The following is a 24,359-nucleotide window of genomic DNA, read 5'->3' as shown; positions in this document are numbered from 1 at the left end:
CGCGCGGCGCGGCGGTGCCCATGACCGGCGCCCGATCCGGCGCCCGATACGGAAACGTGGGCGCCGGCCAAGCCCCCGCCCCTTGCCCTGTGCGCGTCGCTATCCTATCCGCCCAGGGTCCGACATCTCCTGTCCGACACACCGAGAGGGACCCGGAATGACCGCCATTGCCGACATCATCGCCCGCGAGATCCTCGATTCGCGCGGCAACCCCACCGTCGAGGTCGATGTCGTGCTGGACAGCGGGGCCATCGGTCGCGCTGCCGTCCCGTCCGGCGCCTCCACCGGCGCGCATGAGGCCGTCGAGCTGCGCGACGGCGACAAGGCGCGCTTCCACGGCAAGGGCGTGCAGAAGGCGGTGGCCAATGTGGAGGGCGAGATCTTCGACGCGCTTTCCGGCATGGACGCCACCGAGCAGGTCAAGATCGACGAGACGATGATCGCGCTCGACGGCACGCCGAACAAGTCGCGCCTCGGCGCCAATGCCATCCTCGCCGTGTCGCTGGCCACCGCCAAGGCGTCCGCCGAGCATTACGGCGTGCCGCTCTACCGCTATGTCGGCGGCGTCTTCGCCCGCACCCTGCCGGTGCCGATGATGAACATCATCAATGGCGGCCAGCACGCCGACAACCCGATCGACATCCAGGAATTCATGATCATGCCGGTCGCCGCCGGCTCCTCCGCCGAGGCCGCGCGCATCGGCTCCGAGGTGTTCATGAGCCTGAAGAAGGCGCTGCACGACGCCGGCCACAACACCAATGTGGGCGACGAGGGCGGCTTCGCCCCCGACCTGAAGTCGGCCGACGAGGCGCTGGGCTTCATCGCCAAGGCCTGCGAGGCGGCCGGCCACCGCGTCGGCGAGGACATCATGTTCGCCCTCGACTGCGCCTCCACCGAGTTCTTCAAGGGCGGCGTCTACGACATGGAGGGCGAGGGCAAGAAGCTCGACGCCGCCGGAATGGTGGACTACCTGGCCGGCCTCTGCGCCAAGTTCCCCATCATCTCCATCGAGGATGGCTGCGCCGAGGATGACTGGGAGGGCTGGAAGCTGCTGACCGACCGCCTGGGCGGCACGGTGCAGCTCGTCGGCGACGACCTGTTCGTCACCAACCCCGAGCGCCTGCGCCAGGGCATCGAGCGCCGGACCGGCAACTCGATCCTGGTGAAGGTCAACCAGATCGGCTCGCTGACCGAGACGCTGGAAGCGGTCGAGATGGCGCACCGCGCCGGCTACACGGCGGTGATGTCGCACCGCTCGGGCGAGACGGAGGACAGCACCATCGCCGACCTCGCCGTCGCCACCAATTGCGGGCAGATCAAGACCGGCTCGCTGAGCCGCTCGGACCGGCTGGCCAAGTACAACCAGCTCATCCGCATCGAGCAGGGCCTCGGCCCGGCCGCGCGCTATGCCGGCCGCACCATCCTGAAGCGCTGACCGGGGCACTGACCGGGACTGGGGCCGGGGCACTGGCAGGGCCTGGGGCCGGGGGTGTTGCCACCCCCGGCCCTCTCGATTTCGTGGCCCTGGCGCCACGCTGCCGCCCGAAACCAGGAGCGGCCGCTATCCTCCTCTTGCACAACGCCTTTTGCATGCCGTTAATCCGTGCTGCGGTGCGGAGAGCGGAGTGATTCCCATGCGGGCCATCAAGCGGACGATCCAGGTTCTGTGGCTGCCGCTGATCTTCGCGGGGCTGATCTGGCATTTCGCCTGGTACGCGGTGCATGGCCCCCGCGTGGGTTCCCTGGCGCGGGAAGCGAAGGCCGCCGAGATCGAGGCCGCGCGCATCACCCTCGCCCAGGCCGAGACGGAGCGCGAGGCCATGGAGCGTCGCGTGGCCGGCCTGCGCGGCGACCGCATCGACCGCGACCAGCTCGACGAGCGCGCCCGCGCCCTGCTCAACATGGTGGGCAAGAACGAGCTGGTGATGCCCTACGGTCCCAACAAGCGCCTCTTCTGAAAGCGCCTCTTCTGACCGGCCAGCGGACCCTCACCCGCCGCCCGCCAGCTCCAGCAGCGCGCGCGAGGCGCGGCTGGAATAGCGCTCCCGGTGCCGCAGCGCCTTGAAGCTGCGCGGTGGCAGCGCGATCGGCGCCTGCACCAGCAACCCGGCGGCCAGGTGCGGCCCCGCCGCCCGCTCTGACACCACGGTGGCGCCGCCATCGGCTTCCACGGCCGCCAGCACCGCCTCGTTGGAAGGCAGCTCCAGCGTCACGGACAGCGCTCCGGGGGAAAGGCCCGAGGCGCGCAGCAGGTCCTCGAAGGCGGCGCGGGTGCCGGAGCCGGCCTCGCGCATCACCCAGGGGCTTTCCGGCAACTCGGCCAGGGTGAGCGGCCCGCGGCGCGCCCAGGGGTGGCGCGGCCCCACCACGACCACGAGCTGGTCGCGCGCCAGCACGGTCTGGGAAAGCGCCGGCTCCGTCACCTCCCCCTCGACGAAGCCCAGCTCCGCCTCGCCGCGCAGCACCGCCTCCACCACGCTGGTGGTGTTGCCCGCCCCCACCTCCACCGCCACGCCCGGGCAGGCGGCGTGGAAGCGCACCAGCAGCGGCGGCAGCCAGTAGCTTGCCACGGTCTGGCTCGCCTGCACCCGCAGCGTGCCCCGCAGCGCGCCGCCAAGCTCGGAAAGCACCAGCTCCGCCGCCTCGGCGCGGGCCAACACGGCGGCCGCCTCGGCGCGGAAGATGCGCCCTTCCGCCGTCAGCTCGATGCGCCGCCCGATGCGGTGGAACAGGGCGATGCCATGCCGCCCCTCCAGGGCGCGGATGGCGGCGCTGACCGCCGATTGCGTCAGGTGCAGCGCCTCCGCCGCGCGGGTGACATGCTCGCGCTCCGCCACCGCCAGGAAGACGCGGAGCTGGTCCAGTGTCATGCGCGGCCTTTGCCTCCAATCGTTCGGTTTTATCGAACGGAATGACAAGAACAACCCGTTGGATTGAACAAGGCATGGCCGGCAGGATCGGCGTCACCCAAACGCAACGGTTCTGTCATGCCGCCCGCCTCCTCCGCCGCCACCGCGCCCGTGGCGCGTCCGACCTTCTCCTGGCTCCGGCGGATGGCGCCGGGCCTGCTGCTCTGCGCCGCCGTCTCGGGTGTGGCGGTGCTGCTCGCCCAGGCCCAGGCCGCTTTCCTCGGCCGCGCCTGGCTGGACCCGCTGGTGCTGGCCATTCTGCTCGGCACCGCGCTGCGCAGCCTTTGGCCGGTGCCGGCGCGCTTCGCCCCCGGCATCGCGCTCAGCGCCAAGACCCTGCTGGAGGTGGCGGTGATGCTGCTCGGCGCCTCGCTCAGCGTCACCGCCATGCTGGCGGCGGGGCCGGCGCTGATCCTGGGCATCGCCGCCGTGGTGGCCCTGGCCATCCTGTTCAGCTACGGCCTGGGGCGGATGCTGGGCCTGCCGAAGCGGATGGCCATGCTGGTGGCCTGCGGCAACTCCATCTGCGGCAACTCGGCCATCGCCGCCGTGGCGCCGGTAATTGGCGCCCAGGCGAAGGACGTGGCGAGCGCCATCGCCTTCACCGCGGTGCTGGGCGTGGGCGTGGTGCTGACACTGCCGCTGCTGGTGCCGGTGCTGGGGCTGAGCGAACTGCAATATGGCGTGCTGGCGGGGCTCACCGTCTATGCCGTGCCGCAGGTGCTGGCCGCGACGGCGCCAGTGGGCCAGCTTGCCGTGCAGCTCGGCACGCTGGTGAAGCTGGTGCGCGTGCTGATGCTGGGGCCGGTGGTGCTGGGGCTTTCCGTGCTGGCCGGGCAGCGGGGGGGAAGCAAGCCGGGGCTCGCCAAGCTGGTGCCCTGGTTCATCCTGGGCTTCCTGGGGCTGATGGCGCTGCGGGCGCTCGGGCTGATCCCGGAGGCGCTGCTGGCGCCGATCTCGGCCGTCACCGGTGCGCTGACCCTGCTCGCCATGGCGGCGCTGGGGCTTGGCGTCGATGTGCGGACGGTGGCCCGGGCAGGCGGGCGCGTCACCGCCACCGTCATGCTGTCGCTGCTGGCGCTGGGGCTGGTCAGCCTGCTGCTGATCCGGCTGGTCTAGGCCGGAGAAGGCCAGGGGGAAGGCATTCCCCCTGGCCCTTCTTCCGCCCGCGTCAGCGCCGGGCCTCGATGGCGTCCCAGATGGCCTTCTCCAGATGCACGCCGTCGAAGCGGGCGAGCTCCTGCAGGCCGGTGGGCGAGGTCACGTTGATCTCGGTGAGATAGTCGCCGATCACGTCGATGCCCACGAAGATCAGGCCGCGCTCCTTTAGCGCCGGGCCGATGCGGGCGCAGATCTCCTTGTCCCGCTCGGTCAGCTTCACCGCCTCGGGGCGGCCGCCGACATGCATGTTGGAGCGGCTCTCGCCTTCCGCCGGCACGCGGTTGATGGCGCCCATCGGCACACCATCCACCAGGATGATGCGCTTGTCCCCCTGCCGCACGGCGGGGACGTATTGCTGGATCATCAGCGGCTCGCGCGAGCGTTCCGCGTAGAGCTCCAGCAGGGAGTTGAGGTTGCCGTCCTCGGGGCGCAGGTGGAACACGCCGGCGCCGCCATTGCCGAACAGCGGCTTGACGATGATGTCGCCATGCTTCAGGCGGAACTTCCGCACCTCCAGCGGGTCGTGGGTGATGATGGTGTCCGGCATCAGATCCGGGAACTGCATCACGAACAGCTTCTCGGGCGCGTTGCGGACATGCGCTGGGTCGTTCACCACCAGCGTCCGGGGATGGATCATCTCCAGGATGTGGGTGGCCGTGATGTAGGCCATGTCGAAGGGCGGGTCCTGCCGCATCAGCACCACGTCCATGGTGGAGAGGTCGTGCTCCGCCGCCTCGCCCAGCGTGTAGTGGTTGCCCTTCTCGCGCCGCACCTCGACGGGCTGCATCCGCGCCAGCACCTTGCCCGAGGCCAGCGTCAGGTCCTTCACGTGGTAGTGCCAGAGCTGGTGGCCCCGCGCCTGCGCCTCCAGCATCAGCACGAAGGTGCTGTCGCCGTCGATGTTGATCCCCTGGATCGGGTCCATCTGGACCGCGACCTTCAAGCCACGCGCCATGGAATGCTCCGTGTGTGCCGTTTCGTCGCGCCAAGTGGTGGCACCGCCGGGCGCGGAATGCCAGGGGGAGGCTGCGCGGGCCGACATCGGCCATTGACCGCGCTTCCGCCACGCCCGATTCATGGCGGCATGACGATCCTCTCCGGCAAGGCCAGACTGGCCGGGGTGCTGGGCTGGCCGGCCTCGCATTCCCGCTCCCCCCGGCTGCATGGCCACTGGCTGCACCGGCACGGCATCGACGGCGCCTACATCCCGCTGCAGGTGCGCCCCCAGGCGTTCGCCGACGCCGTGCGCGCCCTGGTCTCGCTGGGCTTCCAGGGGGCCAACGTCACCATCCCGCACAAGGAGGCGGCCTTCGCGTTGTGCGATTCGGTGGCGGACACCGCCCGGCGCGCCGGCGCGGTGAACACGCTGGTGTTCCGCGGGGGCCGCATCGAGGGCTCCAACACCGATGGCTACGGCTTCCTGGAAAGCGTGCGGGAGCAGGCGCCGGGGTGGCGGGCGGAGGACGGCCCGGTCGTGCTGCTGGGCGCGGGCGGCGCGGCGCGGGCCATCGCCGCCGCGCTGCTCGATGCCGGCTGCCCCCGCCTCACCCTGGTCAACCGCAACCGGGCCCGCGCCGAGGCCCTGGCCGGGGCGCTGGGCGGCCCCATGACGGTGGCCGAGGCGCCGCCGCTGGACGATGCGGCGCTGCTGGTGAACGCCACCAGCCTCGGCATGGCCGGCCAGCCGCCGCTCGAGATCGACCTCGCGCCGCTCCCTGGCCATGCCGTGGTGGCGGACGCCGTCTATGTGCCGCTGGAGACGCCGCTGCTGGCGGCCGCCCGCGCCCGTGGCCTGCGCGGCGTCGATGGGCTGGGGATGCTGCTGCACCAGGCGCGGCCCGGCTTCGCCGCCTGGTTCGGGGTGGAGCCGGTGGTGGACCAGGCGCTGCGCGATTTCGTGGCCGCCGACATCCCGCGCCGCGCCGCATGAAGATCCTCGGGCTGACGGGCGGCATCGGCATGGGCAAGTCCACCGCCGCCGCCACCTTCCGCCGCCTCGGCGTGCCGGTGTTCGACGCGGACGCCGCCGTGCACCGCCTCCAGGGACGTGGAGGCCGTGCGGTGCGGCCGATCGGCGAGGCCTTTCCCGGCACGGTGCGGGACGGCGCGGTGGACCGCGAGGCGCTGCGCCGCGTGGTGCTGGCCGACCGCGCGGCGCTGCGCCGGCTGGAGGGCATCGTCCACCCGCTGGTGCGGGGCGAGGAGCGGCGCTTCCTGGCCCGCGCCCGCCGCGCCGGGCGGCGGCTGGTGGTGCTGGACATCCCGCTGCTGTTCGAGACCCGTGGCGAGGCGCGCTGCGACGCGGTGGTGGTGGTCTCCGCCCCCGCCCCCGTGCAGCGCGCCCGCGTGCTGGCCCGCGGCGGCATGACGCCGGAGCGGCTGGACGCCATCCTCGCCCGCCAGACGCCGGATGCCGAGAAGCGCCGGCGCGCCGACCATGTCATCCGCACCGGCCTGTCGCGCGGCCATGCGCGCCGCGCCATCCGCCGACTTCTGGAGCAATACCGATGAGCCGCGCCCTGGTGCTGGACACCGAGACCACCGGCTTCGACCCCGCCACGGGCGACCGCGTGCTGGAGGTGGCGGCGGTGGAGCTGGTCAACCTGGTTCCCACCGGCCGCTTCTACCACCAGCTCATCGACCCGGAGCGGGAGGTGCCGGAAGAGGCCACCAAGGTGCACGGCTTCACCTGGGACATGCTGCGCGACAAGCCGAAATTCGCCGAGATCGCGCCGGCAATGCTGGAGTTCCTGGGCGACGACCCGATCGTCGCGCACAACGCGCCCTTCGACTTCGGCTTCCTCGACGCCGAGCTGAAGAAGGCCGGCCACCGCCCGCTCGACCGCGCGCGGATGGTGGACACGCTGGTGCTGGCCAAGAAGCGCTTTCCCGGCCTGCCCAACAGCCTGGACGCGCTCTGCCGCCGCTACGGCATCGACAACTCCATGCGCACCTCGCACAACGCGCTGCTCGACGTGCAGCTGCTGGCGCAGGTCTATCTGGAGCTGATGGGCGGCAAGCAGCCGGGGCTGGCGCTGGCGGCGCGCCCGGTTGCCTCCAGCGCCTCCAGCATCCAGCTCGACGCCGCGCCGGTGGCGCGCACCCCGCGCCCGATCGTGCCGAGCGAGGCGGAGATCGCTGCCCACGCCGCCTTCCTGGGCAAGCTCAAGGAGCCGCTCTGGTCCGCGCTGCTGGGCGAGGAGAAGCCCGCCGGCTGAGGCGGGCGTCCCTTCCCGCCTCTAAGGCAGTTTCCGTTCGCCCTGGCTCACGTCCACTGCTCCAGCCTTCTGTTCTTGCGAGCATCTTCACCCGATCAGATGCTTTCATCTGATCGGGATCTGCTCTAGCTGTTCCAGTCGGGGGCGAAGTCCGGGTTCACGCGGCGCCAGTCCTTCGGCAGCGCGTCGATCGCGGCGACGTCCTCCGCCGTCAGCTTCTCCGCCAGGGGAACGGCGTCGAGATTGGCCTGCTGCGTCTCGCGCCGGCTGGCCTTGGGGATGGCCACCACCATCTCCTGCCGCAGCAGCCAGGCCAGCGCCACCTGCAGCCCGCTGGCGCCATGCCTGCGGCCGATCTCCGCCAGCACCTGCTGGCTGGCCAGCGCCCCCTGCCCCAGCGGCGAATAGGCGGCGAGCGCGATGCCGCGCGGCCGGCACCAGTCGAGCAGCGCCCGCTGCGAGAGCAGCACATGGTATTCCACCTGCAGGCAGGCGGGCTCGGCGCCCATCTCCTCCAGCCGCCGCATCAGGCCGAGCGGGAAGTTGGAGACGCCCCAGCGCCGGACCAGCCCCTCGGACTTCGCCCTTTCAAGCTCCGCCACCGCCGCCGCGAGATCCATGTCCGGGGCCGGCCAGTGGATCAGGAACAGGTCGAGGTAATCCGTGCCCAGCTTGGCGAGCGAGCCTTCCAGCGAGCGGCGCAGCGCATCGGGCGCCAGCTTGTCGTGCCACACCTTGCTGGTGAGGAAGACCTCGCCCCGCGCCACGCCGGAGGCGGCGAGGCCCGCGCCCACCTCCGCCTCGTTGGCGTAGCGGTCGGCGGTGTCGAGATGCCGGTAGCCAAGCGCCAGCGCGCTTTCCACCGCCGCCTGGCCTTCCGGCCCGGCCAGCTTCCAGGTGCCCAGCCCCAGCTTGGGGATGGCGATGCGGGACGATCGGGCCAGCGGGATCATGCGGTCTTCCTCGGCGGGAGGGGCGGATGCGGCGGGGACCGGGGCCGGGCCCGCCGCGCGGCGCAACCCTGGACATGGCCCCGGGGTTTCACCGGACATGCGGCCCTTCAGCCGGGCTCCTGCGCGAGCGACCGCCGGGCAGCTTCCGCCAGGAAGCCGCTGGCCACGGGCAGCACGGCGTCGTTGAAGTCGTAATGCGGGTTGTGCAGCTCGCACCCACCCTCGGCCGGACCGTTGCCGATCCAGACAAAGGCGCCAGGCACCTGATGCAGGAAGTGCGAGAAGTCCTCCCCCGTCATGGCCGGCCCGAGGTCGCGGCGCAGGCTGGTCACCGCCGCCGCAGCGCCAGCCGCCAGCTCGCGCGCCTCGGGGTGGTTGGCGGTGACGGGCACACCGCCCCAGACGCGGCTGGTGGCCTGCACGCCGAAGGTGGCGGAGACGCCCTCGGCCACGCGCCGCAGCCCGTCCTCGATCTCGCGGCCGATTTCGGGCTTGATGAAGCGCATGCTGCCCTTGATGGTCACGCGGGCCGCGATCTGGTTCTCCGCCTCGCCGCCCCGGATCATGGTCAGGCTGACCACGCCCGTCTCCATCGGGTCGATGTTGCGCGCCACGATGGACTGGCAGGCGACGATGGCGTGGCCGGCCGCCACCATCGGGTCGCGCGTCAGGTGGGGCAGCGCGGCATGGCCGGCATGACCCTCGATCACGATCTCGAAGCGGCGCCCGGCCGCCATCACGGCGCTGTCATGCACGGCGATGGTGCCGGCCGCCAGGCCCGGCCAGTTGTGCCAGCCGAAGATGCGGTCCATCGGGAAGCGCTGGAACAGCCCGTCCTTCACCATGGAGGCGGCGCCGCCGCCGCCCTCCTCGGCCGGCTGGAACACCAGCCGCACCGTGCCGGACCAGCTCTCGTCCTGCAGCAGCAGCGCCGCCGCGCCGAGCAGGGCGGTGGTGTGGCCGTCATGCCCGCAGGCATGCATCACGCCCGGATTGGTGCTGCGCCAGGCCAGGTCCTGCGCCGCTTCCTCGATCGGCAGCGCGTCCATGTCGGCGCGCAGGCCGACGCTGCGGTTGCTGCCGGGCCGGTGCAGGGTTGCCACGACGCCATGGCCCCCAACATCGGTGGCGATGTCGGTCACACCCAGCTCCTTCAGCTTCTCCACCACGAACGCCGCGGTCGGCCCTTCATAAAGGGTGAGGCTGGGATTGGCGTGGAGATGCCTGCGCCAACGCGTGAGTGTTTCGGCAAGGGTCGGGTCCATGTGCTAGGGCATACTCCCTAAGACGATGCGCCTCAAATCCCGACTTGCCCTTTTCGCCCTGTCCGCCGCCGTCGCGGGTGCCCTTCCCCTCACGGCCATGCTGCGCGCCGCCGCGCAGCCCGCGCCGGACAGCCGCGCGGAGGAAGCCGGGCCCGCCGCCGATCCCGCCGCGGCGGCCGAGGCCGAGAACAACCTGACCTATGCCGTCACCCTGCCGGAAACCGGCGACGAGGCGCTGGACACCGCCATCCGCAACGCCTCCAGCCTGGAGCGGCTGCGCGAAACCGCGCCTGTCGATGCCTATGGGCTGATCGGCCGCGCATTGGCGGAATCGGACAACATGCGCGACGCGCTGCGCTCCGAGGGCTATTACGGCGGCAGCGCCCGCGTCACCATCGACGGCCAGACGCCCGATACGCCCGGCCTCGCCGAGCGGCTGCTGGCCCGCCCGGAGGGCGCCGAGCCGGTGCCGGTGGCCGTCACCGTGGAGCAGGGCCCGCAATACCGCCTGGCCCCCGTGCGGCTGCAGGCGGAACCCGCCGGCGCCTCCATCGCCGATGCGGGCGAGACGGGGCTGACGGAGGGCGACCCCGCGCGTGCCCAGCCGGTCCTCGACGCCGAGGGACGGCTGCGCGACACGCTGCGCGATGCCGGCTACCCCTTCGCCGCCGTGCGCCGCCGCGTGACGGTGAACCACGACACGCGGCGCATGGAGGTGACCTTCACCATCGCCCCCGGCCCGCGCCCGCAATTCGCCCGGCCCGGCGTCAGCGGCGAGGAACGCACCGACAGCGCCCTGTTGGGGCGCATCGTGGCGCCGATGCAGGGCCAGGGCTTCAGCCAGAAGACGATCGACGAGACGCGCAAGGACCTGCTCAGCCTCGGCGTGTTCAGCACCGTGCGCGCCCGCGCGGGCGAGCGGCTGGACGAGGCCGGAAACCTGCCGGTCACCTTCACCGTGGCGGAGCGGCCGCTGCACGCCATCGGCTTCGGCGCCGCCTATGAGACGCGCTACGGCCCCACCTTCACCACCTACTGGGAGCACCGCAACCTGTTCGGCGGCGCCGAGCGGCTGCGGCTGGAGGCGGAGGTCAACCGCCTCGGCACCACGGGCGACACCAGCGACACGGGCGGCAAGATCGGCGCCAGCCTGCGCACCCCCTGGTTCGCCGGCCGCAACCAGACCCTGACCTTCGACATCGCCGCCCTGCGCGAGCGCCCCGACGCCTATGACCGTGACGCCTTCACCCTGGGCGCGCTGCTGGAGCGCGAGTTCTCGCCGCGCCTGACCTATGGCTTCGGGCCCCAGATCGAGTTCAGCCGCGTCACCCAGGACAACGTGACCACCAACTACCAGCTCATCGGCGTGCTGGGGCAGCTCCGCTGGAACGACACGGACAGCCCGCTGAACCCGAGCCGCGGCATCCGCGCCGCGCTGCTGGTCAACCCGATCTACTCGCTCGGCGAGAGCAACGCCTTCACCCGGCTGCGCGGGCAGGCCAGCACCTATCTCGACGTCAGCGGCGACAAGGGCAGCATCATCGCGCTGCGCGGCGTGGTGGGCAGCATCGTCGGCGCCTCCTTCGGCGGCGTGCCGCCGGACAAGCGCTTCTATGCCGGCGGCGGCGGCTCGGTGCGCGGCTATTCCTACCAGTCGGTCGGGCCGCGCACGGCCAGCGGCGAGCCGGCGGGCGGGCTTTCCCTGGTGGAAGGCAGCATCGAGCTGCGCCAGCGCATCAACGGCCCGCTCGGCATGGCGGCCTTTGTCGATGCCGGCTCCGTGACGCGCGACCCGACGCCCGATTTCGGCAACCTCAAGGTCGGCGCCGGCCTCGGCGTGCGCTACCTCACCGCCATCGGGCCGCTGCGCGCTGATGTCGCCATCCCGCTCAACAAGGAAAGCGGGGATTCCGCCTTCGGCCTTTATGTCGGCATCGGGCAGGCGTTCTGATGCGCCGGGTGTTCCGCTGGGCCCTGGGCCTGCTCGCCATCCTGATTCTGCTGCCCGTGCTGCTGGTGGGCGGCGTGCTGGTGGGCGCCAACACCGCGCCCGGCCAGCGCATGATCGCCGACCTGGCGCAGCGCTTCGTGCCCGGCCTCGTCATCGAGGGGCTGCACGGCCCGATTCCTGGCGCGCCCGGCTTCGCCCGCCTCACCATGGCCGACGCCAAGGGGCCGTGGCTGGAGGTGGAGGATGCGCGGATCGACCTCGACCTGCGCGCCCTGCTCTCGCGCGACCTGCGGATCGAGGCGCTGACCGCCCGCCGCGTCGCGCTGCTGCGCCTGCCTGAGGCCGGTGAGCCCGCGCCTGAGCCGGAGCCGCAACAGGAGCCGGGCGGCCCCATCCCCACCCTGCCCGACCTGCCCGTGGCGGTGCATCTGGACCGGCTGGCGGTGGAGCGCATCGAGATCCCGCGCGAGCTGGTCGCCGCCACGGTGGAGGAGCACGGCCCCGCCCCGGGCTTCGCGCTCTCGCTGAACGGCGAGGCCAGCCTCGTCGCCGCCGCGCTGCGGGCGAAGCTCGCCGTGCAGCGGCTGGAGGCGGAAGGGCGGCTCGACCTGGAGCTGGGCCTCGACCCGCAGGCGCGGCTGCTGGCCGACCTCCGCGCGCAGGAGCCTCCCGGCGGCGTGCTGGCCACCGCGCTCGGCATCCCCCAGGCCCCGGCCGAGCTGTCGCTGCGGCTGGACGGGCCCGCCAGCGGCGCCGATCTCCGCGCCAGCGCCGCCTTCGGCGAGCTCGCCGGCTTCAACGCCCAGGGCCGCGTGGCGCTGGACGCGGCGGGCGGCGGCGCCCTCACCCTCGATGGCCATCTCGACGCGCCCGCGAACCTCGCGCCCGAGCCGGTGCGCAACGTGGATTTCTCGCTGGGCGCGAAGCTGCCCGCCGGCGGCCAGCCGGAACTGGAGAATCTCCGCCTCTCGGCCAGGGCCGGCGAGATCACCGCGCGCGGCAGCCTGGCGCTGCTGGAGGCCGAGGCGCGCATCGCCAACTCCGCCGCGCTGGCGCCCCTGGTGCCCGAGATCGTCGGCTGGGATGGCATCACCCTCACTGCCCGCGTCGAGGATGGCGAGCGCATCCAGGCGCAGCTCCGCCCGCGCGGCCTGCGCGGGCCCGACCCGATGGGCGCCGTGCTCGGCCCCGATCCGGAGGCCGATTACCGTGGCACCGCCTTCCGCATCGACAGCCTGGAGGTGCGCGGCCAGGGTGCCCGCCTGCATGTGCAGGGCAGCGGCTGGGACGTGCTGGACCTAACCGCGCGGCTCGACGTGCCGGAGCTGAAGGCGGTCCGCCCGGAGCTGGCCGGCCCCCTCGCCGTGGATGCGCGCGTCACCGGGCCGGCCGCCGACCCGGCCATCCAGCTCCGGGCGGCGAGCCCCGGGCTGTTCGTCGCCGGGCGGCGGGTGGAATCGCCGGAGCTTGAGGCGGCGCTTCCCTCCGTCAGCGGCCGGGCGGGCACGCTGCGCCTGACGGCCCGCGCCGAGGGCCAGCCCGTGGACATCGCCCTGCGCGCGGCGCAGGAGGGCGAGCTGGTGCGGCTGGCCGAGGGCAACATCACCTTCGGACCCATCCGCGGCCAGGTGGCCGGCACGCTGAACACCGCCACCACCCTGTTCGACGGCCAGGCCAGCATCGCCGCCGAGAACCTCGCGCCGCTTTCACAGCTCGCCGGGCAGCCGGTGGCCGGGCGGCTGCGGGTGGAGGCCAAGCTGGCGCCGACGCCTGAGGGCCGCCAGTCCATCGACGCCCGCATCGAGGCGCCCGATGTGGAACTGGGCGGCCAGCGCTACAGCGCCAACGCCCTGGTGAAGGGCACCGACGCCGCCTTCGACTGGAACCTCCGCGCCGGGCTGCCCCAGGCCGATATCGAGGGCCGCGGCCGCTTCAGCCGCGACGAGCTCGGCATGCGGGTGGACATCGCCGCGCTGGAGGCGGCGCAGGGCGAGATGGGCATCCGCCTCGCGGCGCCCGGCGCCATCCTGCTGCCGAATTCCGGCGCGGTGGAGATCCCCGGGCTGCGGCTGGCCGCGCGGCCCGCCGGCAACCTCACCGTCAGCGGCCGCTGGGGGCCCGAGACGGCGGATATCCGGGTGGCGCTGGCCGCCCTGCCCGCCTCGCTGGTCAACATGTTCGCGCCCGAGCCGCGCCTGTCCGGCACGGTGGTGGGCGAGGCGCGCGTCACCGGCCCGACCTCGGCGCCGGAGGTGAACGCCACCCTCAACGGCACCGGGCTGCGGGCGGAGGCGCCCTGGTCGCGCGGCTGGCCGGCGGCCACGCTGCGGGTCGAGGCGCGGCGCGCGGGCAGCGGCGCGGTGCAGGCCAGCGCGGCGCTGCGCATGGGCAGCGTGGTGACGCTCGATGCCCGCGCCGAGCTGCCGCAGGGGCCGGGCACGAACGCGCCGCTTTCCGCCAGCCTTCGCGGGCAGGCGAACCTCCAGCCGCTGCTGACGCCGAGCCTGGGCGGCGGCGCCAACCGCGTCACCGGCCGCATCGCGCTCGATGGCGGCGCCTCCGGCACGCTGGATGCGCCGGTGCTGAACGGCACCGCCACCCTGTCCGGCGGCGAGGTGCGCAACCCGCTCTTCGGCCTGCGGCTCACCGGCATCAATGGCCGGGTGCGCGCCAATGGGGACCAGGTGGTGCTGGAGAACCTCGTGGCACGCGCCGGCGAGGGCAGCATCACCGCGCGCGGCAGCGCCCAGCCCTTGGCCGCCGGTATCCCGATCGACATCACCATCACCGCGCGCGACGCGACCCCGGTGCAGAGCGAGCTGGTGACGGCGCTGCTGGACGCCGATCTCCGCTTCACCGGCCCGTTGCAGACCGACCCCGCGCTGGGCGGCACGGTGCGGCTGCGCCGCGTGGCGGTGAACATCCCGCAGGCGCTGCCTGGCGGCGGCGTGCCGACGCTGGGCGATGTGCGCGAGCGCGGCGCCGACGCGCCCGCCCCTCCCCCGCCCGGCCCTCCCGCCCCGCCCATCCGCCTGAACGTGACGGTGGAGGCGCCGCAATCCATCCTGGTGCGCGGGCGCGGGCTGGATGCCGAGCTGGGCGGCACGCTGCGCGTCGGCGGCACGGCGGCGGACCCGCAGCCGGCCGGCGCCTTCACCATGCGCCGCGGCACCTTCCAGCTGCTGGACCGCCGCATCGTCTTCAACCGTGGCGCCATCACCTTCGATGGCGACCTGCAGCCGAGCCTGGACTTCCTGGCCAGCACCTCGGCCCAGGGCGTGACGATCAACATCACCGTCCTCGGCCAGCCTTCGGAGCCCGAGATCGGCTTCACCTCCGAGCCCGAGCTGCCGCAGGACGAGGTGCTGGCGCGGCTGCTCTTCGGCCGGCCGGTGGACAAGCTCTCGCCGCTGGAGATCGCGCAGCTCGCGGGCGGGGTGGCCAACCTGGCGGGCGTGGCGCCGGGCGGCGGGCGCGGCTTCCTCGGCCGCCTCGCCGACCGGCTGGGGCTGGACCGGCTGGGTGTCGGCAACCAGCAGGGCGGGCTGGAGAACCCCTCCGTGCAGGCGGGCGGCTATGTCGGCCAGGGCGTCTATGTCGGCGTCGAACAGGGCGCCGAGGGCGGGCCGCGCGTCGGCGTGGAGGTGGAGCTGACGCCGAGGCTGAAGCTGGAGAGCAGCACCGGCGGCGAGGCGGGCGAACGGGTCGGCCTGTCCTACGAGTTCGAGTACTGAGGGTCCGCGCGCCCCCGCCAGCGCGGCCCCGCCCGGCTCTCGGCGCCCGTTCCGCAGGCCCGCCGGCTGCGCTATGGTGCCGGCATGGACACGGAACGACTCAGGCCGGAGCCGATCGACCTGGGGCCCCTGCCGGGGCTCCTGGGCCATCTGCTGCGCCGTGCCCATACCCGCATGCTGCTGGACTTCACCGAGAGCACCGCCGAGTTCGGCGTCACCTCGGGAGAGTTCGCGCTGCTCTGCCTGGTGGAGGCCAATCCCGGCGTTACCCTCGGGCAGCTCGCCACGGCCGCGGCGCTGGACAAGTCCACGCTGAGCCCCGCCATGCAGCGCCTGACCGAGCGCGGGCTGGTGGAGCGCCATGCGGTGCCCCATGACCGCCGCGCCCAGGCCCTGCGCCTGAGCCCCGGGGGAGCGGCATTGCTGCCCCCCCTCAAGGACCGCATCGCGGAGCACGAGACCCGGCTGAGCCAGCCTCTCGAGGCGTCGGAGCGGGAGATGCTGATGCGGCTGCTCCGCAAGCTGAACGGTCTCTGAGGCTTTTCCCTCCCCTTCTTCCACCTTCTTCCGGATGTCCGCGCAGCAACAGGCGGACTCCACGCTCACCAAGGAAATGACGATCATGCGTGCCTTCGACGGCCAGATCTCCGGCAACCGCCCCATCTCCCGCACGCCCGAGGAGAAGAAGCGCCAGCTGCGCGACCTGAAGGAAGCCCTGGCGGCGCTCAAGCCACATGCCGCCGCCTCGCTGCGGGAGTCGCTGGTCGCCAAGATCAAGGCCCTGGAAGCCGAGCTCGCTCCCCGCCGCTGAACCCGCCCTCCATGCTGAAGCTGCGCCCGCCCTCCGCCGCCGTGGCGGGCATCGGGCTGATGCTGTTCGCGGCGATGTGCGGGGCGGGGGTGAATGCCTGCTACCGCGCCGCGCTGCGCGAGGGGCTGCCGGTGCCGCTGGTGCCCTTCGCGCGCGGGCTGATCACCCTGGCGCTGCTCGCGCCCTGGATCCTGCGCGCCGGCCCCATCGCGGCGCTGGCGACGCGCCGCCCCAGGCTGCACCTGGCACGCGGCGCCGCCGGCATCGCCACCTTCCTGCTGCAATTGCTGGCCATCACCCTGCTGCCGCTGGCCGATGCGGTGGCGATGATGAGCGCGCGTCCGCTCTGGGTGCTGCCGCTGGCGGCGCTGCTGCTGCACGAGAAGGTGCGGCGGGACCGCGCCCTGGCCGCCGCCATCGGCTTCCTGGGCGTGCTGATCATCGCCCGGCCCGGGGGCGACGTCTCCCTCGGCACGCCGGCCGCGCTGGCGGCGGGGCTGTGCAGCGCGCTGGTGCTGATCAGCTTCAGGGCGCTCTCCGCCACCGAGCCGCCGGCACGGGTTGTGGCGTGGTACTCAGTGCTGTCGGTGCTGTTCTGGGGGCCGGTCTCGGCCTTTGTCTGGCAAACGCCGGGGCTCTTCGCCATCGCCATGCTGGTGGGCGGCACGCTGTTCGCGCTGATGAGCGACCTCGCGGCCTCGGCCGCGGCGCGGCGGGCGGAGGTGGGCCTGCTGGCGCCGATCGAGTACGCGCAGATCCCGGCCAGCGCCATGCTGGGCTGGGCCATCTACGCGGAACAGCCGGGCTGGGGGCTGGCGGCTGGCACGGTGGTGATGCTGGGCGCCACGCTCTACCTGGTGCGGCGCGGCAGGCAAGGCTGAGCGGCGCGAGGCTGGACGGAGGGCAGGGCCGGGCGGCGCGAGGCCATCCTCGGCCAGGGCCGGCCCGGTCAGGCGGTGTCGCCTGGCCGGGCCGAGAGGCTGGCGGGATGCGGGGCCGGGCGGCTCCGGTCAGGAGGCCTTCTGGCCCGCCTCCGCCTTGCTGTCGGCGGGCTTGCCCAGCTCGTCCGGCTTGGCGGCGGCGGCGCCGGGCTTGGGCTTCTCCGGCGCCGGCAGCTCCACCTCGATCGCCAGCGTGCTCATGTCGCCGCCGCGGTCGAGGGAGATGTTCACCGCCTTCGGATCGATGGCGACATAGCGCGCCACCACCTGGATCAGCTCCTTCTGGAGGCGGGGCAGGAAGTCGTCGCCCGTGCGGCTGATGCGCTCATGCGCCAGCACGATCTGCAACCGCTCCTTGGCGGCACCCGCGCTTGGTGGCGGCTTGCTCTTGCCCCGAAAGACGTCGAGCCAGCTCATGCGGCCCTCCCCCCGAACAGGCGCGACAGGAAGCCCCTCTTCTCCGGCTCGATGAAGCGGTGCGGCCGGTCCTCGCCCAGGAAGCGGGCCACCGCGTCCTTGTAGGCCTGCCCGGCGTTGGACACATCGTCCAGGATCACCGGGCTGCCGGTGTTGGAGGCCTTCAGCACGCTCTCGCTTTCCGGGATCACGCCCAGCAGCGGGATGGCCAGGATCTCGCGGATGTCCTCGAGCTTGAGCATCTCGCCCTTCTCCACCCGCTCCGGCGCGTAGCGGGTGACGAGAAGGTGCTCCTTCACCGGGTCCTTCTTTTCCTCGGCGCGGCGGGACTTGGACTGCAGCACGCCCAGGATGCGGTCACTGTCCCGGACGGAGGAGACTTCCGGGTTGGTGACGACGATCGCCTGGTCGGCGAAGTAGAGGGCCAGCAGCGCGCCCTTCTCGATGCCCGCGGGGCTGTCGCAGACGATGTAGTCGAATTCCTGGCTCAGCTCGTCGATGATCTGGGCCACGCCCTCCTTGGTGAGGGCGTCCTTGTCCCGCGTCTGGCTGGCGGGAAGGATGGAGAGGGTGTCCACGCGCTTGTCGCGGATCAGCGCCTGGTTCAGCCGCGCCTCGCCGCTGATGACGTTCACGATGTCGAACACCACGCGGCGCTCGACGCCCATGATCAGGTCGAGGTTGCGCAGGCCGACATCGAAGTCGATCACCACCGTCTTCTTGCCGCTCTGGGCGAGACCGGTGGCGAAGGCGGCGGAGCTTGTGGTCTTGCCGACCCCCCCCTTGCCCGACGTCACCACGATCACTTGCGCCATTGAAACTCTCCTCTCTGCCGGGTGGGGAGCGGGCTCAGCCCAGCCGGTCGAACCGCATGTTCTCGCCGATCAGCCGCACCTGCGCCGGCTTGCCGATCGGCGCATCCGTCAGCCCTTCCCGCACGGCATAGTAGCCGGCGATGGAAACCAGTTCCGGATCGAAATTCATCGCGAAAACGCGCGCTTCCATGTTGTCGGCCCCGCCGGCGATGGCCCGCCCCCGCAGGGCGCCATAGACGTGCAGGTTGCCGTCCGCAATCACCTCGCCGCCCGGATTGACGGTGCCGTTGATGATAAGGTCGGCACCCTGGGCCCAGATGCGCTGGCCGGCCCGCACCGCGTGGTCGACGATCATGGTCGGGCGCATGGAGCCGGGCGGCAGGGGCGGCGCCGGCGGCGGCTCGCTGCTGGCCGGGGCGGGCTGGGGCGGCGGCACCGCCACCTCCTCCTGGGCACCGGCCGCGCGCAGCGGGGGGAGGCCCGCGCCCTGCGCCGCGGCCTTCATCTCCGGCGTGCCGCCCACCGTGCCGATGGGCATGATCTCGATGCGGCGCAGCTCGGCCGCGAGGGTCGGGAAATCGACCTCGTGCGGCGCCACCGCCAAATCGTCCAGCCCGATCACCAGCGGCGCGAAGCGCAGGAAGCCAGGGGCGCGGCGGAACTGGTCGCCAAGGGCGGGCACGATCACCTCGGGCCGCGGATCGAGCAGCCGGAGCACCAGGAGGTTGAAGTTCGCGCCGCGCAGCCGGAATGGCTCAAGGCGGGGATTGGCGGCGGGAGCTGACATCGTGCGCGGAAACGATCCTGGCTGGTCGGGTTGCGGAAATCCGGCAGTCCGGGCGGACCGGCCGCGGCATGATGCCATCAGCCAGCGCCCTGTTCGCCAGGAATTCTTCTTTTATACAAGGCCCGCGCGCCAGGGCGAAGCCCAGGCCGCGCAAACCCCGCCCGGCGCGGTCGTTTTTTGCCGCCCGGCGTGGGCGCCGCGCCACAGCCTGCCCGCAAAGGACCGCGCACCGCGCATGAGCAAGAGCATTCCCCGCCGCGCCGATTACCGGCACTTCCAGGACATCCCCACCCGCTGGGGCGACCAGGACAGCTACGGCCACATCAACAACGCCGCCTACTACTTCTACTTCGACACGCTGGTGGCGCTGTTCCTGGCGGGGCGCGGCCTGCAGCCCGCCCCGGCCGATCCCGGCTCCAGCCTGGCCGTGGTGGTGGAGACCATGTGCCGCTTCCACAGCCCGGCCTACTTCCCGGACGTGCTGGCGGGCGGGCTCCGCGTGGCCCGGATCGGGCGCAGCTCGGTGCGCTACGAGATCGGCCTGTTCCGCGCCGGGGAGGAACTGGCCTGCGCCGAGGGCCATTTCGTGCATGTGCAGGTGGACGCGGCGACCCAGCGCCAGACCGTGCCCGTGCCCCAGGCGCTGCGCGACGCCCTGGCCGCCCTGCTCGTGCCGGAAGCGGAGGCGGGCTGACACGCCCAGCCTGGCGGCGGCACCCGGGCGGGAATGGCCCGAAGGCCCGGGGACGCTGCCCCCGGGCCTGGGCCGACCGCATCAGCCCCGCGTGCCGGCTTCGGCCGACTTGCGCTCGATCAGCTCGATCTTGTAGCCGTCCGGGTCCTCGACGAAGGCGATGACGGTGGTGCCGAACTTCACCGGCCCCGGCTCGCGGGTGATCCTGGCACCCTCGGCGCGCAGCCTCTCGCAGGTGGCGTAGACATCCGGCACGCCGATGGCGAGGTGGCCGAAGGCGTTGCCCAGCTCGTACTTCTCGACGCCGTAGTTGTAGGTCAGCTCGATCACGCCCGCGCCGCTGCTTTCCGGCGCGTAGCCCACAAAGACCAGCGTGTACTTGCCGTCCGGCACGTCGTTGCGGCGCAGCTCCTTCATGCCGAGCAGGCGGGTGTAGAAATCCACGCTCCGCTCCAGGTCGCCGACGCGGATCATGGTGTGCAGGAAGCTGCTCATGGGTGTTTCCCTGTCAGGAAATGGTTTCGGACCAGGCCTCGTGGGACGGGTCGATGGCGAGCAGGAACAGGCCCGCGGCCTCGGCCGCCGCGGCCGTCGCCGCACGATCGACGATGATGGTGCCGTTCGCCTCGATGGCAATACCGCGCAGCCCCGCCGCGGCGGCGTTGGCCACCGTGTCCGGCCCGATGGTGGGCAGGTCCACCCGCCGGTCCTGGCCCGGCTTCAGGATCTTGACCAGCACGCCGCCCGGCCCCTCGCGCCGCAGCGCGCCGGCGCGGGCCAGCATGGCATCGGTGCCCTCGATCGCCTCCACGGCCAGCACCAGCCCCTGCTGCACCACCGCCCCCTGCCCCACATCGGCCCCGCCCATCGCGCGCAGCACGGCGAGGCCGCGGCGGATGTCGCGCCGCGCATCCTCATCGGGGAGATGGCTGGTCAGGGCTGCGGGCTCGCGCACCAGGAGATCCTCCAGAACGGCATAGGCCTCCATCGGGTAGAAGCCCTCCTCGAGCAGGACCCGCACCACGGCGGAGAGCAGCGAGTCGTCGCCGCCGAAGGCCTTCATGCCGATGCGCGGCAGCAGCCGCGCCGCGCCCGCATCCGGGCGCAGGGCGAAGAAGCTGGGGCGGGAAACGCGGCCGGCCAGCACCAGGTCGCGCGCCCCGGCGGCGCGCAGCCATTCCAGCATGCGGCCGGCGGCCCCGAGGCGGCAGACGATGTGCGGATAGGCGGCGTAGTCGCGCGGGTCGCCGAAGCCCTCCAGCACCACCACATGCGGCACCCGCCCGGCGGCGGCGGCGGCGGCGGCGGCGCGCTGCGGCAGCAGCCCGCCCCCCACGATCATCCCCAGCGGCCCCTTGCCGCTCGGGCCCGCCTCCGGCATCCGTATCCCGTCCAGCAGCCCGCCCGTCCTCGGCATCGGCTCAGCGCCCGGCAGCCGTCACGCCGCGGCCTCCGCGCCATCCTCCTCGTCCAGCAGCTCGCGGCCGGCGCGGCAAAGGCCACGGCGGCTGTCGGCGCGGATGAAGGCCAGGATCTCGCGCACCACCGGGTCTTCGCCGAAGCTCGCCTCGGTGACGGACACGCGGTCCTGGAACACGCCGGCGGTGCGGAACAGGCTGCGATAGGCGGCGCGCAGCGTGTGGATCTGGCTGCGCGGGAAGCCACGCCGCTTCAGCCCGATCAGGTTCAGCCCGGTCAGCCGCGCGCGGTTGCCCATGACGGCGCCGAAGGGGATGATGTCGGCCTCGACGCCGCTCATGCCGCCCACCACCACCTGCCGCCCGATGCGGACGAACTGGTGAATGGCGGCGCCGCCGCCGACGAACACCGTGTCGGCGATCTCGACATGGCCGCCCAGCATCACGTTGTTGGCCAGGATGACGTGGTGGTCGAGCGTGCAGTCATGCCCGACATGGGCGTTGACCATCAGCAGGCAGTCCGCGCCCACGCTGGTGATGCCGTGGCCGCCGATGCTGCCCCGGTGCACCGTGGCGTGCTCGCGGATCAGGGTGCGGGCGCCGATGACGACGCGGGTCGGCTCGCCCTTGTACTTCAGGTCCTGCGGCGCGAGGCCGATGGTGGCGAAGGGGCTGACCTGCACCTTCTCGCCGATCTCGGCATGGCCCTCGACGATGACGTGGGAGGCGAGCACCACGCCCTCGGCCAGCACGGCGTCCGCGCCCACGGTGCACCAGGGCCCGATGCGGCAGCCGGCGCCGATGCGCGCGCCCGGCGCGACGATGGCGGTCGGGTGGATCTCGGCGGTGGGGTGGATGCGGCCGTCGGCGGTGTTGTCTGTCTGCGTCACGCGTTCGAGCATCCGCTCAGCGGTCCATGATCATCGCGGCGTAGCTGGCTTCCGCCACGGCCGCGCCATCGACGCGCGCCACGGCGTTGAACTTCCAGACACTGCCGCGCTGACGGTCCTTGTTGATGTGAATCCGCAGCTGGTCGCCCGGCACGACGGGGCGGCGGAACTTGGCGTTCTCGATGCTCATGAAGTAGACGATCTTGCCATGGGCGCTCGGGCCCAGCGTCTCGACCACCAGCACCGCCGCGGACTGCGCCATCGCCTCGATGATCAGCACGCCCGGCATCACCGGATGGCTCGGGAAATGGCCCTGGAAGAACGGCTCGTTGATGGTGACGTTCTTGATGCCGATGGCGCTCTCGCCGAGCTTCATCTCCACCATGCGGTCGATCAGCAAGAAAGGGTACCGGTGCGGAATGGCGCGCATGATGCGCGCGATGTCGCAGGTCTCCAGGTTCTGCTTCTGCGCCGCCTCGTCCGAGGCCGGCTGTTCTTGCTGGTCCATGCCGATCAGTCCGTATGTCCTGGCCGCCCTGCCGGCGGCCCCTTCTGTTCTGCCAAGTCCCCTGCGCCGGCAGGACCGGCGGCGCCCTTCCGGGCACCCAATTTCCGCAGGAAGAGCGCGGCCCGCAAGGCGTCCTTCACCGGCATGGCGGGAGAGCCGGTCACATCCTGGCCGGGCGGCACGTCGCTCTGCACCCCGGCCTGCGCGCCGATCCGCGCCTTGCTGCCGATGTTCAGGTGCCCCGTCAGCCCCGCCTGGCCGGCGATGGTGACATAATCGCCGAGCCGGGTGGAGCCGGAGATGCCGACCTGCGCGACGATGACGCAGCCACGGCCGGTGGTCACGTTGTGGCCGATCTGCACCTGGTTGTCGAGCCGCGTGCCCGGGCCGAGCACCGTGTCGCCCAGCGCGCCGCGATCGACGCAGGCATTGGCGCCGATCTCCACCTCGTCGCCCAGCAGCACGCGGCCGAGCTGCGGGATGGTGAGGTAGCGGCCCTCCGGCGTGGGGGTGAAGCCGAAGCCCTCCTGCCCCACCCGCGCGCCATGGTGCAGCGTGACGCGGTGGCCGGCGACGCAGCAGATGGCGCTGGCATGGGCGTGGATGCGGGCGTCGTCGCCGAAGACGCAGCCGGGGCCGATGACGGCGTGCGGCCCGACATAGGCGCGCGCCCCCAGCACCGCACCCGCGCCGATGACGGCGAAGGGCCCGACCTCGCTGCCCTCCCCCAGCACCGCATCGGGCGCCACGCTGGCGGTGGGGTGGATGCCGGCGGCCGGCGCGGGGGCCGGGTGGAACAGCGCCGCCACCCGCGCGAAGGCGAGGTGCGGCGAGGCCACGGGCAGCGCCACGCAGCCTTCCGGCACGGCCCCAGCCAGGGCGGGCGGCAGGATCACCGCCCCCGCCTGGCTTTCCCGCAGCGCGGCGAGGTGGCGGCGCCCGTCCAGGAAGGCGATCTGCGCCGGCCCTGCCTCGTGCAGCGGCGCCACATCCTCGAAAAGACGCGCGCCATCGGCGGCGAGGCTGCCTTCCGGCAGCCCGGCCGCCGCGGCGATGCGGTCCAGGCGGTGCGGTCCGGTGCCCGCGTGGAAGCGCGGGTCCGCCGCCATCCCGCTCAGTTCCGCCGCGGCGCCTGCTGGCCCTGGGCCGGGCGGGCGGCCGCGGGCGTGGCCGCCGGCGCCGCCTCGTCGGCCGCCAGGTTGACCGAGCGCAGCACCTTGTTGAGCTGGGCGGAAACCTCGCCCGTCAGGTCGAAGGGCGGCTCGTTGTAGATGACCACGGCGCGCGGCAGCACCATGTTCACCTTGCGGCTGGCGGAGACCTGGCGGATCACCACCGCCAGCGCCTGCTCGATCTCCTGCAGCGCCTGCTGCGCCGCCTGCTCGATGTTGCGGCTGCGGTCGCGGAAGATGCGCTGGCTGTCCGTCACCCGCTCCTGCAGGTCGCGCTCCTTGTTGCGCAGCTCCTCGGGCGAGAGGCTGCCGCGCTGGTTGACCAGCTGCTGCTGCTCCTCGCGCCAGCGGGTCTGCTCGCGCTGCAGGTCGTCGTTCAGCTTCTGGCGCCGCTTCTCGATCTCCTCGCGCACCTTGTTGAAGGCGGTGGAGTTGCGCTGCACCTCGGGCACGTCAACGATGCCGATGACCGCGGTGGGCGGCGCCTCGCCGGGCGGCAGCGGCGCGGGGTTCGGCTGCACGGCGCGCTGCGCGGGGCGCTGCGGCGCCTGGGCCGGGCGCTGCGCTGGCTGCTGCTGCTGCGCCTGGCCGGGGGGGACGAACCATTCCTGCTGCTGGGCCACCGCCGCCCCGCCCGAAAGCAGGGTGGAGGACATCAGGGCCATCGCAAGCGCTGCGGAGACGCGTCGCGCCATGTTCGGGAAACTCCGTCGAA

Annotated in this window: 25 protein-coding genes; 12 read left to right on the top strand and 13 right to left on the bottom strand. The window is 72.7% G+C overall.

Annotated elements, in window-relative coordinates:
• The first annotated feature begins 157 nt into the window (after positions 1–157).
• On the top strand, positions 158–1,435 hold the full coding sequence (gene eno, locus CR162_RS03395) for a phosphopyruvate hydratase (protein WP_099094119.1): 1,278 nt from the start codon (positions 158–160) through the stop codon (positions 1,433–1,435).
• A 199-nt stretch (positions 1,436–1,634) separates the two neighbouring features.
• On the top strand, positions 1,635–1,958 hold the full coding sequence (locus tag CR162_RS03390; RefSeq protein ID WP_099094118.1) for an FtsB family cell division protein: 324 nt from the start codon (positions 1,635–1,637) through the stop codon (positions 1,956–1,958).
• A gap of 30 nt (positions 1,959–1,988) precedes the next feature.
• Here CR162_RS03390 and CR162_RS03385 read toward each other — a convergent pair whose 3' ends face one another.
• On the bottom strand, positions 1,989–2,870 hold the full coding sequence (locus tag CR162_RS03385) for a LysR family transcriptional regulator (RefSeq protein WP_099094117.1): 882 nt from the start codon (positions 2,868–2,870) through the stop codon (positions 1,989–1,991).
• Between the two features lie 117 nt (positions 2,871–2,987).
• Between CR162_RS03385 and CR162_RS03380 the strand changes: the two genes are divergently transcribed.
• Positions 2,988–4,028 carry a YeiH family protein gene (locus CR162_RS03380; protein ID WP_099094116.1) on the top strand — a complete coding sequence of 347 codons (1,041 nt, stop codon included), beginning with the start codon at positions 2,988–2,990 and terminating at the stop codon, positions 4,026–4,028.
• A 52-nt stretch (positions 4,029–4,080) separates the two neighbouring features.
• Here CR162_RS03380 and gshB read toward each other — a convergent pair whose 3' ends face one another.
• Entirely contained in the window at positions 4,081–5,025 is a 945-nt protein-coding gene (gshB, locus tag CR162_RS03375) for a glutathione synthase (protein ID WP_099094299.1), read from the bottom strand.
• 129 nt (positions 5,026–5,154) lie between these two features.
• On the opposite strand from gshB, the gene CR162_RS03370 reads away from it, so the two are divergent.
• Genes CR162_RS03370 through dnaQ form a run of 3 tightly spaced genes read left to right on the top strand, consistent with a single transcriptional unit; the run spans position 5,155 to position 7,288 of the window.
• Positions 5,155–6,000, top strand: a complete 846-nt coding sequence (locus CR162_RS03370; RefSeq protein WP_099094115.1) for a shikimate dehydrogenase — start codon at positions 5,155–5,157, stop codon at positions 5,998–6,000.
• The gene (gene coaE / locus CR162_RS03365; RefSeq protein ID WP_099094114.1) at positions 5,997–6,581 is read left to right on the top strand and encodes a dephospho-CoA kinase; all 585 of its coding nucleotides are present in this window, start codon (positions 5,997–5,999) and stop codon (positions 6,579–6,581) included. Before CR162_RS03370 ends, coaE begins: the two co-directional genes overlap by 4 nt.
• The gene (gene dnaQ / locus CR162_RS03360) at positions 6,578–7,288 is read left to right on the top strand and encodes a DNA polymerase III subunit epsilon (protein WP_099094113.1); all 711 of its coding nucleotides are present in this window, start codon (positions 6,578–6,580) and stop codon (positions 7,286–7,288) included. The genes coaE and dnaQ overlap by 4 nt, the downstream gene beginning before the upstream one ends.
• Before the next feature lie 125 nt (positions 7,289–7,413).
• Here the strand turns inward: dnaQ and CR162_RS03355 are convergent, their stop codons facing one another.
• Together CR162_RS03355 and CR162_RS03350 are read right to left on the bottom strand one after the other, a co-directional pair.
• On the bottom strand, positions 7,414–8,241 hold the full coding sequence (locus tag CR162_RS03355) for an aldo/keto reductase (RefSeq protein ID WP_099094112.1): 828 nt from the start codon (positions 8,239–8,241) through the stop codon (positions 7,414–7,416).
• Between the two features lie 107 nt (positions 8,242–8,348).
• The gene (locus tag CR162_RS03350) at positions 8,349–9,506 is read right to left on the bottom strand and encodes an amidohydrolase (RefSeq protein ID WP_099094111.1); all 1,158 of its coding nucleotides are present in this window, start codon (positions 9,504–9,506) and stop codon (positions 8,349–8,351) included.
• A gap of 25 nt (positions 9,507–9,531) precedes the next feature.
• On the opposite strand from CR162_RS03350, the gene CR162_RS03345 reads away from it, so the two are divergent.
• The 5 genes from CR162_RS03345 to CR162_RS03325 all read left to right on the top strand — a co-directional run bounded on the left by CR162_RS03345 (position 9,532) and on the right by CR162_RS03325 (position 16,883).
• Entirely contained in the window at positions 9,532–11,457 is a 1,926-nt protein-coding gene (locus CR162_RS03345; protein ID WP_099094110.1) for an autotransporter assembly complex protein TamA, read from the top strand.
• Complete coding sequence (locus tag CR162_RS03340; protein WP_099094109.1) at positions 11,457–15,191, top strand: translocation/assembly module TamB domain-containing protein; 3,735 nt, start codon at positions 11,457–11,459, stop codon at positions 15,189–15,191. The genes CR162_RS03345 and CR162_RS03340 overlap by 1 nt, the downstream gene beginning before the upstream one ends.
• An 84-nt stretch (positions 15,192–15,275) precedes the next feature.
• Positions 15,276–15,728, top strand: coding sequence for a MarR family winged helix-turn-helix transcriptional regulator (locus CR162_RS03335; protein WP_099094108.1), 453 nt, complete (start codon positions 15,276–15,278; stop codon positions 15,726–15,728).
• Positions 15,729–15,813: 85 nt separating this feature from the next.
• Entirely contained in the window at positions 15,814–16,002 is a 189-nt protein-coding gene (locus CR162_RS03330; protein WP_099094298.1) for a hypothetical protein, read from the top strand.
• An 11-nt stretch (positions 16,003–16,013) separates the two neighbouring features.
• A complete protein-coding gene (locus CR162_RS03325; protein WP_099094107.1) occupies positions 16,014–16,883 on the top strand; it encodes a DMT family transporter in 870 nt (289 codons plus the stop codon).
• Positions 16,884–17,012: 129 nt separating this feature from the next.
• Here CR162_RS03325 and minE read toward each other — a convergent pair whose 3' ends face one another.
• The 3 genes from minE to minC are packed head-to-tail and all read right to left on the bottom strand — an operon-like array spanning position 17,013 to position 18,962.
• Positions 17,013–17,360: a cell division topological specificity factor MinE gene (minE, locus tag CR162_RS03320; RefSeq protein ID WP_218014827.1), complete on the bottom strand. Its 348-nt coding sequence runs from the start codon at positions 17,358–17,360 to the stop codon at positions 17,013–17,015.
• Complete coding sequence (minD, locus tag CR162_RS03315; protein ID WP_099094106.1) at positions 17,357–18,175, bottom strand: septum site-determining protein MinD; 819 nt, start codon at positions 18,173–18,175, stop codon at positions 17,357–17,359. Before minD ends, minE begins: the two co-directional genes overlap by 4 nt.
• Before the next feature lie 34 nt (positions 18,176–18,209).
• Positions 18,210–18,962 carry a septum site-determining protein MinC gene (gene minC / locus CR162_RS03310; protein WP_099094105.1) on the bottom strand — a complete coding sequence of 251 codons (753 nt, stop codon included), beginning with the start codon at positions 18,960–18,962 and terminating at the stop codon, positions 18,210–18,212.
• A gap of 235 nt (positions 18,963–19,197) precedes the next feature.
• On the opposite strand from minC, the gene CR162_RS03305 reads away from it, so the two are divergent.
• The gene (locus CR162_RS03305) at positions 19,198–19,656 is read left to right on the top strand and encodes an acyl-CoA thioesterase (RefSeq protein WP_099094104.1); all 459 of its coding nucleotides are present in this window, start codon (positions 19,198–19,200) and stop codon (positions 19,654–19,656) included.
• Positions 19,657–19,737: 81 nt separating this feature from the next.
• Here CR162_RS03305 and gloA read toward each other — a convergent pair whose 3' ends face one another.
• Genes gloA through CR162_RS03275 form a run of 6 tightly spaced genes read right to left on the bottom strand, consistent with a single transcriptional unit; the run spans position 19,738 to position 24,339 of the window.
• Complete coding sequence (gene gloA / locus CR162_RS03300) at positions 19,738–20,151, bottom strand: lactoylglutathione lyase (protein WP_099094103.1); 414 nt, start codon at positions 20,149–20,151, stop codon at positions 19,738–19,740.
• Positions 20,152–20,164: 13 nt separating this feature from the next.
• Positions 20,165–21,037, bottom strand: coding sequence for an LpxI family protein (locus CR162_RS03295; protein ID WP_099094102.1), 873 nt, complete (start codon positions 21,035–21,037; stop codon positions 20,165–20,167).
• 57 nt (positions 21,038–21,094) lie between these two features.
• Positions 21,095–21,976: an acyl-ACP--UDP-N-acetylglucosamine O-acyltransferase gene (lpxA, locus tag CR162_RS03290; RefSeq protein ID WP_099094101.1), complete on the bottom strand. Its 882-nt coding sequence runs from the start codon at positions 21,974–21,976 to the stop codon at positions 21,095–21,097.
• A 4-nt stretch (positions 21,977–21,980) separates the two neighbouring features.
• Positions 21,981–22,472 carry a 3-hydroxyacyl-ACP dehydratase FabZ gene (fabZ, locus tag CR162_RS03285; protein ID WP_099094100.1) on the bottom strand — a complete coding sequence of 164 codons (492 nt, stop codon included), beginning with the start codon at positions 22,470–22,472 and terminating at the stop codon, positions 21,981–21,983.
• A 5-nt stretch (positions 22,473–22,477) separates the two neighbouring features.
• On the bottom strand, positions 22,478–23,581 hold the full coding sequence (lpxD, locus tag CR162_RS03280) for a UDP-3-O-(3-hydroxymyristoyl)glucosamine N-acyltransferase (RefSeq protein ID WP_099094099.1): 1,104 nt from the start codon (positions 23,579–23,581) through the stop codon (positions 22,478–22,480).
• A gap of 5 nt (positions 23,582–23,586) precedes the next feature.
• Positions 23,587–24,339 (bottom strand): OmpH family outer membrane protein, encoded by a 753-nt coding sequence (locus CR162_RS03275; RefSeq protein WP_099094098.1) that lies wholly within the window; start codon positions 24,337–24,339, stop codon positions 23,587–23,589.
• Between the last annotated feature and the right edge of the window lie 20 nt (positions 24,340–24,359).

This window comes from Teichococcus rhizosphaerae, assembly GCF_002631185.1.
Taxonomy (GTDB): Bacteria; Pseudomonadota; Alphaproteobacteria; order Acetobacterales; family Acetobacteraceae; genus Pseudoroseomonas; species Pseudoroseomonas rhizosphaerae.
Note: the sequence above shows the minus strand (reverse complement) of the source record. Positions and strands in the feature narration are given on the sequence as shown.

Coding starts and splice junctions, on each gene's coding strand:
- CR162_RS03380 (WP_099094116.1), top strand. CDS start 2,988: ATGCCGCCCGCCTCCTCCGCCGCCACCGCGCCCGTGGCGCGTCCGACC.
- CR162_RS03335 (WP_099094108.1), top strand. CDS start 15,276: ATGGACACGGAACGACTCAGGCCGGAGCCGATCGACCTGGGGCCCCTG.
- CR162_RS03295 (WP_099094102.1), bottom strand. CDS start 21,037: ATGCCGGAGGCGGGCCCGAGCGGCAAGGGGCCGCTGGGGATGATCGTG.
- CR162_RS03325 (WP_099094107.1), top strand. CDS start 16,014: ATGCTGAAGCTGCGCCCGCCCTCCGCCGCCGTGGCGGGCATCGGGCTG.
- coaE (WP_099094114.1), top strand. CDS start 5,997: ATGAAGATCCTCGGGCTGACGGGCGGCATCGGCATGGGCAAGTCCACC.
- lpxA (WP_099094101.1), bottom strand. CDS start 21,976: ATGCTCGAACGCGTGACGCAGACAGACAACACCGCCGACGGCCGCATC.
- CR162_RS03390 (WP_099094118.1), top strand. CDS start 1,635: ATGCGGGCCATCAAGCGGACGATCCAGGTTCTGTGGCTGCCGCTGATC.
- minE (WP_218014827.1), bottom strand. CDS start 17,360: ATGAGCTGGCTCGACGTCTTTCGGGGCAAGAGCAAGCCGCCACCAAGC.
- eno (WP_099094119.1), top strand. CDS start 158: ATGACCGCCATTGCCGACATCATCGCCCGCGAGATCCTCGATTCGCGC.
- dnaQ (WP_099094113.1), top strand. CDS start 6,578: ATGAGCCGCGCCCTGGTGCTGGACACCGAGACCACCGGCTTCGACCCC.
- minD (WP_099094106.1), bottom strand. CDS start 18,175: ATGGCGCAAGTGATCGTGGTGACGTCGGGCAAGGGGGGGGTCGGCAAG.
- CR162_RS03275 (WP_099094098.1), bottom strand. CDS start 24,339: ATGGCGCGACGCGTCTCCGCAGCGCTTGCGATGGCCCTGATGTCCTCC.
- CR162_RS03305 (WP_099094104.1), top strand. CDS start 19,198: ATGAGCAAGAGCATTCCCCGCCGCGCCGATTACCGGCACTTCCAGGAC.
- CR162_RS03385 (WP_099094117.1), bottom strand. CDS start 2,870: ATGACACTGGACCAGCTCCGCGTCTTCCTGGCGGTGGCGGAGCGCGAG.
- CR162_RS03355 (WP_099094112.1), bottom strand. CDS start 8,241: ATGATCCCGCTGGCCCGATCGTCCCGCATCGCCATCCCCAAGCTGGGG.
- gshB (WP_099094299.1), bottom strand. CDS start 5,025: ATGGCGCGTGGCTTGAAGGTCGCGGTCCAGATGGACCCGATCCAGGGG.
- CR162_RS03350 (WP_099094111.1), bottom strand. CDS start 9,506: ATGGACCCGACCCTTGCCGAAACACTCACGCGTTGGCGCAGGCATCTC.
- CR162_RS03340 (WP_099094109.1), top strand. CDS start 11,457: ATGCGCCGGGTGTTCCGCTGGGCCCTGGGCCTGCTCGCCATCCTGATT.
- CR162_RS03345 (WP_099094110.1), top strand. CDS start 9,532: ATGCGCCTCAAATCCCGACTTGCCCTTTTCGCCCTGTCCGCCGCCGTC.
- minC (WP_099094105.1), bottom strand. CDS start 18,962: ATGTCAGCTCCCGCCGCCAATCCCCGCCTTGAGCCATTCCGGCTGCGC.
- gloA (WP_099094103.1), bottom strand. CDS start 20,151: ATGAGCAGCTTCCTGCACACCATGATCCGCGTCGGCGACCTGGAGCGG.
- CR162_RS03370 (WP_099094115.1), top strand. CDS start 5,155: ATGACGATCCTCTCCGGCAAGGCCAGACTGGCCGGGGTGCTGGGCTGG.
- fabZ (WP_099094100.1), bottom strand. CDS start 22,472: ATGGACCAGCAAGAACAGCCGGCCTCGGACGAGGCGGCGCAGAAGCAG.
- CR162_RS03330 (WP_099094298.1), top strand. CDS start 15,814: ATGCGTGCCTTCGACGGCCAGATCTCCGGCAACCGCCCCATCTCCCGC.
- lpxD (WP_099094099.1), bottom strand. CDS start 23,581: ATGGCGGCGGACCCGCGCTTCCACGCGGGCACCGGACCGCACCGCCTG.